Genomic DNA, 11960 nt, shown 5'->3' on the forward strand with positions numbered 1-11960 from the left:
CTATTCACTCTTTATTTAGTTAACTGAAACGGTTGGCGGGCGCCGATTGTGATTTAATGTCTTCCAATGGTCTGGTCGATATAGTTTTTGATCGCAGCCTGGCCGGTGTCATCGATGCCGGTAAACTCCATGCGACTCAGCCAACTGCCTTCGTGCTTTTCACAATCGAGGATCTTGGCGTAGATATGACTGCTCTGTTCACTCATGAGTGAGGTATAGAGTGTGATCCGGATATCCGAGAGGATATCGAGCTCCACCGGTAGATCGGCCTGCAGTCCATTGTAACTGAGGTCGACGGCGCGGCCGGTAAAGCCCTCATCCAGGACGATCTTATTCTGCAGCGGATGGAAGGCGATGGGAAAATCGACTTCGATACGCGGACTGCGACGCGACTCCACCCGGGGAACCTCCAGGTGACGAGGCCGGTTGGTTGACTGCAGCTCATAGAGTGAAACGGGCACCTGTTTGCCTTTTACCATTACCTGGTTCGGAGGGGATGTCTCGATGAATCCTTGGGCCATTCTGCAGGCGCGGTCACTTAACAGGATCTGTCCGCGCAGGCTGTAGGCCTCTATGCGCGAGGCGAGATTGACCTCGTCCCCGATGACGGTGTACTCATGATGGAGTTCAGAGCCCAGATGTCCGGCCACCACCTTACCGGTATTGATGCCGATGCCCATGAACAGTCTTGGATAGCCTTGTTTGCTGTTTTCCGAATTGATCTCGAGCATCGCACGCTGCATCTCCACTGCGCAGGCGATGGCCCGTTCCAGGTCGTCATCCCTCTGCTTAGTCAAACCGAACAGTGCCATGATTGAGTCGCCCATGAATTTATCGATACTCCCGCCAAAACTGAAAATGATTTCGCACATCCGGGAGAAATAGAGATTCAGGACATTGATGATGGTTTCCGGCGGGTATCGCTCGGTGGTGGCAGTGAAACCGCGCAGATCGGAGAGCAGAATCGTGACCTCTTTATATTGAGGCCTGTCACCACCCGCAGGGGTTTCGTCCAGGGATTTCATCAAGGCCTGGTGCAGCTGGGTTCTTTCCGTTGGCGAGAGCTTGTTGGCGAGCGTCTTGCCGACGGTATCGATGATCCTTTCGATCTCTTCGGCGTGTTTCATGAGTTGTGTTCCTCTTCTCCATTCTCAGTATAGGACGCCGATGGGAGAAGCGGTATCAGGCAGCATGCACTATTCCAGGTTGGGGCGCTCCCCGGAGACGGTCTCCAGTTGAATCTGTTCGTTCCCACGCCAGCCGCCGATGGTCAAACGGGTACCCGGGGGCTGACTGGCGATAAGCTGGACCAGCTGCTGGGAGTTTTCAATCTTGGTGTCGTTGACTTGGGTGATAACGTCCCCCGGTCTCAATCCCGCACTGCTTGCGGGGCCATCCTCCATGACGCCGGTTACCAGTATTCCCTCTGCATTGTGCAGGCTGAAGGCCTCGGCCAGCTTTTCCGACACATCCTGCCCCTGAATGCCTATCCACCCCCGAACCACATGTCCGCTGGTGATCAGTTGCTGCATGATGCCTTCTGCAAGATCGAAGGGTATGGCAAAGCCGATACCGTGGGAGCCGCCGGTCTTGGAAAAGATCGCGGTATTGATACCGATCAGTTCTCCCCGGGCATTCACCAGGGCCCCGCCGGAGTTGCCTGGATTGATGGCGGCGTCGGTCTGGATGAAATTCTCGAAGGTATTGATCCCCAGGTGGGAACGGCCGGTGGCGCTGATGATGCCCATTGTGACCGTCTGGCCCACGCCGAAGGGATTGCCGATCGCCAGTACCACATCCCCCACCTGTTGCGCGCTGGTGCGGTCGATGCTGATGGCCTGTAGCGGGGAGTCACTGTCGATTTTCAAAACTGCCACATCCGATTCCGCATCGCTGCCGACGATGCTGACACTGACGCTCTTGCCGTTGGCCAGGACAACCTTGATCTCATCCGCCCCTTCGATGACATGGTGATTGGTCAATAGATAGCCGTCCTCCGAGACGATGACACCCGAGCCGAGGCTGGTATCGAGGCGCTGGCGGGTCTTTTCTGGCAACATATTGCCAAACAGATGCTGCAGCAGGGGGTCCCGAAAGCGTAGCGACTGGGATTCGGTAGTGATCTTGGCGGTGAAGATGTTGACCACGGAGGGGGCAGCCAGGGCCACCGCTTCCGCATATGAGAAGGGGCCGGTTTGGATCGGGGTCTGAATTGCGGGTTCGGTTAATTGGGGTTGCTTGAGTGTGGGACTCTCCTCGATCCGTTCAGGGAGCATAAAAAGGACCACGAAGGCCCCTGCCAGACCGGCGGTCAAGGCAGTGAGCAGCAGCGAAAGTAATTTTTGTATACGCATCGAATTGAGTAATCTAGACAAACTGATATCTGTTTTTTGGCAAACATAGCATGATTGATCTCCTATCGCTCGAATCCTACTGCAATGAAGTGCTGCAGGTGGACGAATTTAACGATTACTGTCCAAACGGTCTCCAGGTGGAGGCTGCCCGACAGGTGGAAAAACTGATGTTGGGGGTCACCGCCTGTCAGGCACTGATCCAGGCGGCGGAAGAGTGGGGGGCGGATGCCCTGTTGGTCCATCACGGTTATTTCTGGAAGGGCGAGGGGCTGGCGTTGCGTGGAGTGAAGGCCAACCGGGTGGGCGCCCTGTTCAGACAGCGCACCGCGCTGCTGGCCTACCATCTGCCGCTGGATGCCCACCAGACATATGGCAACAACAGACAGCTGGGTGAGCGGCTCGGCCTGCTGCCGGCGAATCCGGTCGCGGAGGGCTCACTGATCTGGCAAACGTCACTGTCCGAACCCATTTCAGCGGCAGAGCTTACACAGCGCATCGCTGACCGTCTGCACCGCCGGCCGACCCACATTGCGCCGAATGAACGTCCACTCAAGCGCATCGGCTGGTGCACCGGCGCCGCCCAGGACGCTATCATGGAGGCCGCCGGGCAGGGACTGGATGCCTATATATCAGGGGAGATTTCGGAACAGACCGTACATCTGGCAAGGGAGTTGGGGATACACTACTTTGCGGCCGGGCATCATGCCACCGAGCGTTATGGTGTACAGGCCCTGGGTAGACATTTAGCTGAAAGATTTTCCCTCGAGTATCGATTTGTTGATGTGGAAAATCCGGTTTGATTGTTACTCCGTTGTAACACTGTCTTTCAGATTACATTATTACGATTAATCCACCTTGACCTGCAAAGCCGCATAATGGAAAATGCTCGGTTAATTTTCATGGTTTATTAACTATATTCTAATGTCCTGAATATGGGGCTGCGTACGGACCCTTTGGCCCAAATCCAGCTCATTTCAGTATCTGTGGAGTCGATATATGAGCGCAGATAGCGTTGATTTGAAAAAGCGACGTACCCTAACGCTTGCTACCAGTGCGGTTGGGGCAGTTGGCACCGGTTTTGTGGTCTATCCATTCCTGGCGGCCTGGGCCCCCAGCGAAAAGGCGAAGGCGGCTGGCGCGCCTGTGGAGGCGGATATCGGCAAGCTCGAGCCCGGCCAGCTGATGCGCGTCAAATGGCGGGGTAAGCCTGTCTGGATCGTAAACCGCACGCCGCAGAATCTGCAGGATCTGGCTTCACTGGAAAGTGTTTTGCTCGATCCCAACTCGGATGATACGGGGCAACAACCGGACTACTGCAAGAACACCCAGCGCTCGATCAAAGAGCAGTATCTGGTTGCGATCGGCATCTGCACCCACCTGGGTTGCTCCCCTACCTATCGCCCTGATGTGGCACCGGAAGACCTGGGACCCGAATGGAAAGGCGGATTCTTCTGTCCCTGCCACGGTTCCCGTTTCGACCTTTCCGGGCGTGTCTACGCCGGCGTTCCTGCACCAAAGAACCTAGAAATTCCCCCCTATCAATATCTCTCTGATACCAGGGTCCTGATCGGTGCCGATGGAGGAGCAGCCTGATGAGTATGATGAAAAATTTTATGGGCTGGATAGACGATCGCTATCCCATGACCAAGGTGTGGAACGAGCACCTGGCCGAATATTATGCGCCGAAGAACTTCAACTTCTGGTATTTCATGGGTTCACTGGGGATGCTGGTACTGGTGATTCAGATCGTCACCGGTGTCTGGCTGGCCATGAGTTACAAGCCCGATGCGGATCTGGCGTTTGGCTCCGTTGAATACATCATGCGTGATGTGGAATGGGGCTGGCTGATCCGTTACCTGCACTCTACCGGGGCATCCGCATTCTTTGTGGTGATCTATCTGCATATGTTCCGCGGTCTGATGTATGGCTCCTATCGCAAGCCCCGCGAACTGCTTTGGATCATCGGCGTGATCATCTATCTGGCGATGATGGCGACCGCATTCTTCGGCTATCTGCTGCCCTGGGGCCAGATGTCCTACTGGGGGGCGCAGGTTATCGTCAACCTCTTCTCCGCAGTACCGGTGATCGGTCCCGACCTGGGTGTCTGGGTGCGTGGTGACTACGTCATCTCCGACGCCACCCTGAACCGTTTCTTCGCCCTCCACTTCCTGTTGCCCTTCCTGCTGGCTGCGCTGGTGTTCATTCACATCGTCGCCCTGCACAAGGTGGGTTCCAACAATCCGGATGGCATCGAGATCAAGAAGGGTCCGAAAGGCAACCGCTGGAGCGACACGGCACCGGCTGATGGTATTCCTTTCCACCCCTACTATTCGGTGAAGGATATCGCCGGTGTGGCAGGCTTCCTGTTTCTGTTCGCCGCGGTTGTCTTCTTTGCCCCGGAGATGGGTGGCTATTTCATTGAGCACCCCAATTTCGAACCGGCCAATCCGTTGAAGACCCCGGAACATATCGCGCCGGTCTGGTATTTCACCCCCTTCTACGCGATCCTGCGCGCCGTACCTTCGATCGCGGGTTCCGCCTTCCCGGGTGTGGTCGCCATGTTCGCCTCTATCCTGATCATGTTTTTCCTTCCCTGGCTGGATCGCAGTCCGGTGAAATCGATCAGGTATAAAGGCATGTTGTACAAGGTCATGCTCTGGCTCTTCGTCGTCGACTTCATCATACTCGGTTACCTCGGGGTAAAGCCCACCACGGATCTCTACAAGCTGATGGCCCAGATCGGCACCATCTACTACTTCGCGTTCTTCCTGCTGATGCCGATCTACACCAAGCTGGACAAGACCAAACCCGTGCCTGAGAGGGTGACCGAATGAAAAAGCTGATTGTTGCACTTTTATTAGCCGCGGCCCCATTGCTGGGAATGGCAGCCGGGGGTGGGGCGCATCTTGATGATGCCGATATCGACCTGGGTGATCAGGCCTCGCTGCAGCGTGGCGCCAAGTACTTTGTCAACTACTGCCTGAGTTGTCATTCAGCCTATTATCAGCGCTACAACCGTATGGCCAGGGATCTTGGTCTGAGCGAAACCGAGGTAATGGAAAATCTGATGTTCACCACTGACAAGATCGGTGACACCATGAAGATTGCCATGACCGAACAACAGGGTACGGAGTGGTTTGGTAGTCCTCCCCCCGACCTGAGCGTGATCTCCCGCGCCCGGGGTGTGGATTGGATCTACACCTATCTGCGCAGTTTCTATCTGGATGAGAAACGTCCGTTCGGCGTGAATAATATCGTTTTTCCAGATGTGGGCATGCCCCATGTGTTGTGGGAACTGCAAGGTCCTCAGAAGGCGGTCTTCAAACTGGAGAAGGATTCACAGGGTAACGAGCACGAGGTCTTCGAGCATTTCGAGCCCGTGAGCCCCGGTTTGCTCAGTGCCCAGGAGTATGATCAGGTAGCCAGGGATCTGACTGCTTTCCTGAGTTATATCGGCGAGCCGATTCAGATGGAACGCAAGCGCCTGGGTGTGTGGGTGTTGCTGTTTATTGCGGTATTCTTTGTCCTGGCCTACCTGCTCAAGAAGGAGTATTGGAAGGACGTCCACTAAAACTCTTTCGACATGATCTGCCAAAAAGGCGCACAGTTGCGTTATACTGTGCGCCTTTTTTGATGTCACAACATTATTTGTCCGCAGCCAGGCAGGCTAGTTGCCAGGCACCAAGGACATTCTGGAGAGAGGCTATAAATGGCAGCAGTTGCGAACAAACGTTCAGTGATGACCCTCTATTCGGATCCCACCGATCCCTATTGTCATCGAGTCAGACTGGTGCTGGCAGAGAAGAATATCACCTACGAAGTATCAGATATCGATCCGCTGAACGTACCCGAAGAGGTCATGGAGCTCAATCCCTACGGTACGCTTCCCACCCTGGTGGATAGGGATCTCAAGCTCTACGAATCCCGCATCATCATGGAGTATCTCGACGAGCGATTCCCCCATCCGCCGTTGTTGCCGGTGGATCCGGTTTCACGCTCCACCTCACGCCTGTTGATGTATCGTGTGGATAACGACTGGTACAGTCTGATGGATGTGATTATGAGTGGTAAAAAGGAGGCCACAAAGGCGCGCAAGGAGCTGCGTGAAAGCCTGATCTCCACATCGCCGGTGTTCAATGCCAAGCCATTCTTCATGAGTGAGGAGTTCACCCTGGTGGATTGCGCCATCGCGCCACTGTTGTGGCGCCTGCCGGAGTTGGGCGTGGAGATTCCCCCGAGTGCGGACGGACTGCATGAATATGCAAAACGCCTGTTCGAAAAGGAGTCGTTCATCAAGAGTCTTTCCGAGGCCGAGCAGGAGATGCGCGGTTGATATATGACTGAGATGTCTTCCAACCGCCCCTACCTGATCCGGGCTCTCTATGACTGGTTGGTGGATAACGGCATGACGCCCTACCTGATGGTCAATACTGAAGTCGAGGGTGTGGTGGTCCCGCATCAGTTTGTGGAAGAGGGACGTATCATCCTGAATGTGGATCCATCCGCTGTCTCGGTCCTCGAACTGGGTAATGAATGGATCAGTTTCAGCGCCAGGTTCAGCGGTAAAGCAGAGGATATCCTGCTTCCTCCCCATGCGGTGATGGGTATCTATGCCAAGGAGAATGGCCAGGGTATGCTGTTTCCCGAAGAGGATGTGGACCTGGAGCAAGATCCGGGTGATGAACCCGACCCTTCAACGCCGCCGGGTAAGCGGCCATCCCTTAAGGTGGTCAAGTAAGCCTCTGATCCGCCCAGTTCACTCCCCTTCGGTATCAACCCCCGCTGTGGGCAGATCGATATGGAGACTGACATTTTCCGTGCCCACCATCACCACATATCCGGTTCGCCTGCCCGAGCCTTCCAGGCTATAGTCGAAGGCATAGACGCGCCGCAGTTTCAGTCCGCTGCGAAGCCAGCGTATGCCCAGTCGATGCAGGGCCACGGTCTGATCGAGAAACTGGACCCCATGACTTTTGCAGGTGTTGCGACTGATCCGGATGGCGATCTCACGAACCCGCAGGGTATCGCGCCAGAACCAGAGTAACATCATCAGGGCCAGCAGCAGGTTGAGCGTTGTATAGGACATGTGGGTATAGAGTATGGGACAGATAGCTATTGTAACTGCAGATATCACCAAGCTGAAGGTGGATGCAATCGTCAATGCCGCAAACAGCTCCCTTTTGGGGGGAGGTGGTGTGGATGGCGCCATCCACCGGGCAGCCGGCCCGGAACTGCTTGCCTATTGCAAAGGGCTTGGCGGTTGCCCGACCGGTGAGGCCAGGATCACTCCCGGTTTCAAGTTGCCGGCCAAGTGGGTCATTCATACCGTGGGTCCGGTATGGCGAAACGGTGAACTGGGCGAACCCGATCTGCTTCGCGCCTGTTATGAGAACAGCCTCAGGCTGGCGGCAGAGAATAGTTGTCGCAGTATAGCCTTTCCCGCCATCAGCACCGGGGTCTACGGCTACCCGAAAGGGGACGCGGCGGAGGTGGCGTTGAGTGTCATGCAGGCATGGAAAGAGGAGTTTGACGAGATTATCGCCTGCTGTTTCAGCGAAGCGGATGCTGAACTCTATCGATTAAAATTTCAGTCCGCGAATGAAGGCGAATAAACGCAAATGGTTATCTTGCGTAGGGTGCGGCTCGCCGCACCGATCTACGAGTATCAGCATGGTACGGGTCTATCCGGATGGTTAAACGGTGCGGCAAGCCGCACCCTACGTATTGAATCGATATTCGTAAGTAGCTCGTAGGGTGGGGCCCAGCCCCACCCTACACGATGTTCATGATGTTGTACCAATCCATTGCCATTCCCATTCAGGTAAACTTGGTAAGATGAAGAGCGTAATTTTATAGGTGTGTGAAGATGTTTAACTGGTTGGACAGGTTGCCCCTGCAGATGATCGCCCTGCCGGCGATATTGCTCGGACTGGCCCCCTTCGTGCCGGAGCCCCATCTCTGGGAGAAGTTGAAGATGCTGGCGGCGGGTACTCTGCAGCGTCCTATCGATATCTTCGACCTGTTGATGCATGGCTTGCCGGTGGTGCTGCTGGTGATCAAGATGATACGAGGCGAAAGGGAAACCTCTTGATCCAATAAAAGTTAAGTCCGCAAATGAACGCGAATAAACGCAAATGGTTATCTTGCGTAGGGTGCGGCTCGCCGCACCGATCTACGAGCATCAGCATGGTGCGGGTCTATCCGGATGGTTAAACGGTGCGGCAAGCCGCACCCTACGTATTGAATCGATATTCGCAAGTAGCTTGTAGGGTGGGGCCCAGCCCCACCAATTCAGATCTATTGTTGAGCTATTTCGGTGGGGCAGGGCCCCACCCTACGTATTGAAATAATAGTTGCGGCTGACCGGATATGTTTTCATTTTTTCGCGCCGCTTAGTCGATCCAGGCGCAATCGCTCCCGATCATCGAAGAGGTGTTTTGAGCCGATCCATACCGCGGCCATTGCGCCGTATCCGGTACCCGCTGCTATCAGCAGCATAATCAGTATCTGGTATTTACTTGCCTCGAACGGGGGGGCGCCCGCCAGAATCTGGCCTGTCATCATGCCCGGCAGGCTGACCACGCCGGCCGCCGCCATGGCGTTGATGATCGGTATCATGCCGCTGCGCAATGCACCTCGCCTGAGCTCCCGGATGGCGTTTTCCCAGCTATGCCCCAGCATCAGTCGCGCCTCGATCTGATGCCGCTGCTGCCAGGCGTTATGGGTCAGGTGGTCCAGGGCGATGGCCACGCCCGACATGGTGTTGCCCAGCAACATGCCCAGCAGGGGGATCAGATACTGTACCGAGTACCAGGGTTCGGCCTGGATAACGATCGTCAGGGCCAACAGGGTGACGGTAAAGGATGAGATGAACATGGAGAGGGTGCCCACCCCCATACCCCAGATACCGAGAAAACGCCGCTGTTGCCGGGCCATGACCTCATAGCCGGCGACGAACAGCATGAACAGTGCAAGCAGCGCGATCAACAGGGGGTGGGATTGGACGAACAGGAACTTCAATACCATGCCGAGCAGGAGCAGTTGCACCACGGTGCGCAGGGCTGCGATCAAGAGTTGACGCTCGATGCCAAGGGAGAGGCGTAACGACAGCAGGGCCAATACAAGTACCAGGATTGCCGACAGGATAAGGTCCAGGGGCGTGAGTTGGATCAGGGTCATCTCTGCACCTGCAGACGGCCGTCGGTGATACGCCAGGTTTGCTCACCGACCCGTTGTTGCTGATCGGGGTCGTGGCTTACCCAGAGCACTGCGGTTTGGTGTTGTTTGCGCCACTCGGCAATGAGCTGTTCGACCCGGTCGATATTTTTTTGGTCCAGGTTGGCGGTCGGTTCATCGAGAAGAAGCACCTGGGGCCTGTTGCACAGCAGTCTTGCCAGTGCCAGGCGCTGTCTCTCCCCGCTGGATAGGCGGCTGACCTCCCACTGCATGGTGTCGGGGGAGAGGTCGAGATGCGACAGCAGGGTGACGTCGATGTCGGGGAAGTGGTCACCGACTCTCTCATTCCACCAGGCACTTTCGGCGGGTAGCATTCCCACTTGCCTGCGCCATGCCGGACCACTGAGGGAGGCCATCTCCCGATCACCGAGCCAGGCTTCACCCTGGTGCGGATCCAGGTCGGCCAAGGCCCTCAGCAAGCGGGATTTACCACTGCCGGACGGGCCGCTCAGGGTGGTGCAGTGCCCCGCCGGGATGTATAGCTCAATAGGTTCGAGTAGGGGTGACTTGAACTGCTTTAAGGTCAGGCTGCCCATCAACTCGTACGCTCGAAGAGAAGATCCCAAACCCCGTGTCCAAGCCGCTGACCGCGCTGTTCGAATTTGGTCAGGGGTCGCGTCTTCGGACGCGGTGAAAAATTACCTTTTCCGGCCTGATTGCGAAAGCCGTTGTGCCGGGTGAATACGGCCATCATCTGCCGGGCGTACTCTTCCCAATCGGTGGCCATGTGGATCACCCCGCCGGGTTTCAATACCCGCTGGATCAGGTCGGCGAACTCCTGCTGAACGATGCGGCGTTTATGGTGACGCCGCTTATGCCAGGGATCGGGAAAGTAGAGCAGGACCCGATTCAGGCTGGCTTCAGGAATCTGCTGCCGCAGCAGTTGCATGGCGTCTGTCTGCAGGATGCGTACGTTATGGGTCTCCTGTTCAGCCAGTTTCAGCATCAGATGGCCCACCCCGGGGGTGTGAACCTCGACCCCCAGGAAGTCTTCATACGGATGGCGGGCGGCGATCTGGGCCAATGCCTCCCCATTGCCGAAACCGATCTCCAGGGTGAGCGGCGCCTGCCGGCCAAACAGGGCGACGAGGTTAAGCAGCCGTGGCTCCGGGGTCAGGCCATAGTGGGGCCACAACTCCTGGAATGCCCGCTGCTGACCCTCGGTCAATCGTCCCTGTCTCAGGACATAACTGCGAATGGGGCGTTGAGGCTGTTCAACGGACATGGGCCTGAGTCGTGTCGATTGGCTGCCGGGTGTTTAAAAAAACAGTCCGTCGAGGGGTGACGAGGCGGAGGCGAATCGCTTGGCCGGCATGCGTCCCGCCAGGTAGGCCTCACGCCCCGCCTGGATCGCCTTTTTCATGGCCGACGCCATCAGTACCGGGTTTTGCGCGGCCGCGATGGCGGTGTTCATCAGCACCCCGTCGCAGCCCAGCTCCATGGCCACTGCGGCATCGGAGGCGGTGCCGACGCCGGCATCCACCAGCACCGGTACCTTGGCGTTTTCGACGATGGTCAGGATATTGAGCCGGTTACGGATGCCCAGACCGGAGCCAATGGGTGCGGCCAGGGGCATCACCGCAACACAGCCGAGTTCCTCGAGCCGTTTTGCCATGATCGGATCGTCGTTGGTGTAGACCATGACGTCGAAGCCATCCTTGATCAGTGTCTCCGCTGCCTCCAGGGTCTGTACCACATCCGGGAAGAGGGTTTTCTCGTCACCCAGCACCTCCAGCTTGACCAGGTTGTGGCCGTCCAGCAGCTCTCTCGCCAGACGACAGGTCCTGACGGCGGTCTTGGCGTCGTAGCATCCGGCGGTATTCGGCAGATAGGTAAACTCATCGGGGGGGAGGACGGTGAGGATGTTGGGTTGATCCTGATCCTGGCCGATGTTGGTGCGGCGCACCGCAATGGTGACGATCTCCGCGCCACTGGCATCGATGGCCGCGCGGGTCTCCTGCATATCCTTGTACTTGCCGGTGCCTACCAGCAGGCGCGAGGTGAAACGGCGTCCGGCGACGCTGAAGCTGTCATTTTGGTTATCGTTTGGCATGGGTAGTTGTGCGATTTATATTTAATAGGGGTTGGATGGGGAGTGAGGGCTGCTGTTTCAGCCACCACCTACAGCCTGGATGATCTCAACCCTGTCACGCTCATTCAGCCGGTGCTGATCGAAGCTGCTGCGAGGCACCAACTCCTCGTTGACTTCCACAGCGATACGCTGCCCGGCGAGATCGAGGATTTCGATCAGCTTGGCCATATTCGCTGTATCGGGAATTTGCTTTTCCACGCCGTTTAAGTAAATCTGCATATATCTCTTGTCTCTACAGGGGTTGGGAGAGGATTTTACATCATCTTTGGACAACAAAG

General features: G+C 56.4%; 18 protein-coding genes. 10 read left to right on the top strand and 8 right to left on the bottom strand.

What is annotated here, in order from left to right; translation table 11 throughout:
• Positions 1–53: 53 nt before the first annotated feature.
• Positions 54–1127 (bottom strand): adenylate/guanylate cyclase domain-containing protein, encoded by a 1074-nt coding sequence (locus R2K28_RS00920; protein ID WP_316367560.1) that lies wholly within the window; start codon positions 1125–1127, stop codon positions 54–56.
• A 69-nt stretch (positions 1128–1196) separates the two neighbouring features.
• On the bottom strand, positions 1197–2354 hold the full coding sequence (locus tag R2K28_RS00925; RefSeq protein ID WP_316367561.1) for a trypsin-like peptidase domain-containing protein: 1158 nt from the start codon (positions 2352–2354) through the stop codon (positions 1197–1199).
• A gap of 50 nt (positions 2355–2404) precedes the next feature.
• On the opposite strand from R2K28_RS00925, the gene R2K28_RS00930 reads away from it, so the two are divergent.
• The 6 genes from R2K28_RS00930 to R2K28_RS00955 all read left to right on the top strand — a co-directional run bounded on the left by R2K28_RS00930 (position 2405) and on the right by R2K28_RS00955 (position 7092).
• Positions 2405–3154, top strand: coding sequence for a Nif3-like dinuclear metal center hexameric protein (locus R2K28_RS00930; protein ID WP_316367562.1), 750 nt, complete (start codon positions 2405–2407; stop codon positions 3152–3154).
• 196 nt (positions 3155–3350) lie between these two features.
• Positions 3351–3947, top strand: coding sequence for a ubiquinol-cytochrome c reductase iron-sulfur subunit (petA, locus tag R2K28_RS00935; protein ID WP_316367563.1), 597 nt, complete (start codon positions 3351–3353; stop codon positions 3945–3947).
• Positions 3947–5188: a cytochrome b gene (locus R2K28_RS00940; RefSeq protein WP_442871415.1), complete on the top strand. Its 1242-nt coding sequence runs from the start codon at positions 3947–3949 to the stop codon at positions 5186–5188. The genes petA and R2K28_RS00940 overlap by 1 nt, the downstream gene beginning before the upstream one ends.
• A complete protein-coding gene (locus R2K28_RS00945) occupies positions 5185–5925 on the top strand; it encodes a cytochrome c1 (protein ID WP_316367564.1) in 741 nt (246 codons plus the stop codon). The genes R2K28_RS00940 and R2K28_RS00945 overlap by 4 nt, the downstream gene beginning before the upstream one ends.
• 138 nt (positions 5926–6063) lie before the next feature.
• Positions 6064–6687 carry a glutathione S-transferase N-terminal domain-containing protein gene (locus R2K28_RS00950; protein ID WP_316367565.1) on the top strand — a complete coding sequence of 208 codons (624 nt, stop codon included), beginning with the start codon at positions 6064–6066 and terminating at the stop codon, positions 6685–6687.
• A gap of 12 nt (positions 6688–6699) precedes the next feature.
• Complete coding sequence (locus tag R2K28_RS00955; RefSeq protein WP_316369811.1) at positions 6700–7092, top strand: ClpXP protease specificity-enhancing factor; 393 nt, start codon at positions 6700–6702, stop codon at positions 7090–7092.
• An 18-nt stretch (positions 7093–7110) separates the two neighbouring features.
• Here the strand turns inward: R2K28_RS00955 and R2K28_RS00960 are convergent, their stop codons facing one another.
• A complete protein-coding gene (locus R2K28_RS00960; RefSeq protein WP_316367566.1) occupies positions 7111–7440 on the bottom strand; it encodes a DUF3301 domain-containing protein in 330 nt (109 codons plus the stop codon).
• 13 nt (positions 7441–7453) lie between these two features.
• On the opposite strand from R2K28_RS00960, the gene R2K28_RS00965 reads away from it, so the two are divergent.
• The 4 genes from R2K28_RS00965 (at position 7454) to R2K28_RS00980 (ending at position 8623) form a co-directional block, all read left to right on the top strand.
• Positions 7454–7966 (top strand): O-acetyl-ADP-ribose deacetylase, encoded by a 513-nt coding sequence (locus tag R2K28_RS00965; protein ID WP_316367568.1) that lies wholly within the window; start codon positions 7454–7456, stop codon positions 7964–7966.
• Between the two features lie 6 nt (positions 7967–7972).
• Positions 7973–8107: a hypothetical protein gene (locus tag R2K28_RS00970; protein WP_316367569.1), complete on the top strand. Its 135-nt coding sequence runs from the start codon at positions 7973–7975 to the stop codon at positions 8105–8107.
• A gap of 113 nt (positions 8108–8220) precedes the next feature.
• The gene (locus R2K28_RS00975) at positions 8221–8445 is read left to right on the top strand and encodes an RND transporter (protein WP_316367570.1); all 225 of its coding nucleotides are present in this window, start codon (positions 8221–8223) and stop codon (positions 8443–8445) included.
• Between the two features lie 43 nt (positions 8446–8488).
• Positions 8489–8623: a hypothetical protein gene (locus R2K28_RS00980; protein WP_316367571.1), complete on the top strand. Its 135-nt coding sequence runs from the start codon at positions 8489–8491 to the stop codon at positions 8621–8623.
• Positions 8624–8729: 106 nt separating this feature from the next.
• Here the strand turns inward: R2K28_RS00980 and R2K28_RS00985 are convergent, their stop codons facing one another.
• The 5 genes from R2K28_RS00985 to thiS are packed head-to-tail and all read right to left on the bottom strand — an operon-like array spanning position 8730 to position 11901.
• Positions 8730–9533, bottom strand: coding sequence for an ABC transporter permease (locus R2K28_RS00985; protein ID WP_316367572.1), 804 nt, complete (start codon positions 9531–9533; stop codon positions 8730–8732).
• Positions 9530–10126, bottom strand: coding sequence for an ABC transporter ATP-binding protein (locus tag R2K28_RS00990; RefSeq protein WP_316367573.1), 597 nt, complete (start codon positions 10124–10126; stop codon positions 9530–9532). The genes R2K28_RS00985 and R2K28_RS00990 overlap by 4 nt, the downstream gene beginning before the upstream one ends.
• On the bottom strand, positions 10126–10815 hold the full coding sequence (gene trmB / locus R2K28_RS00995) for a tRNA (guanosine(46)-N7)-methyltransferase TrmB (protein ID WP_316367574.1): 690 nt from the start codon (positions 10813–10815) through the stop codon (positions 10126–10128). The genes R2K28_RS00990 and trmB overlap by 1 nt, the downstream gene beginning before the upstream one ends.
• A gap of 33 nt (positions 10816–10848) precedes the next feature.
• Positions 10849–11643, bottom strand: coding sequence for a thiazole synthase (locus R2K28_RS01000; protein WP_116448794.1), 795 nt, complete (start codon positions 11641–11643; stop codon positions 10849–10851).
• Between the two features lie 57 nt (positions 11644–11700).
• Complete coding sequence (gene thiS / locus R2K28_RS01005; protein WP_116448793.1) at positions 11701–11901, bottom strand: sulfur carrier protein ThiS; 201 nt, start codon at positions 11899–11901, stop codon at positions 11701–11703.
• Between the last annotated feature and the right edge of the window lie 59 nt (positions 11902–11960).

Source organism: Candidatus Thiodiazotropha sp. CDECU1 (assembly GCF_963455295.1).
Lineage (GTDB): Bacteria > Pseudomonadota > Gammaproteobacteria > Chromatiales > Chromatiaceae > Thiodiazotropha.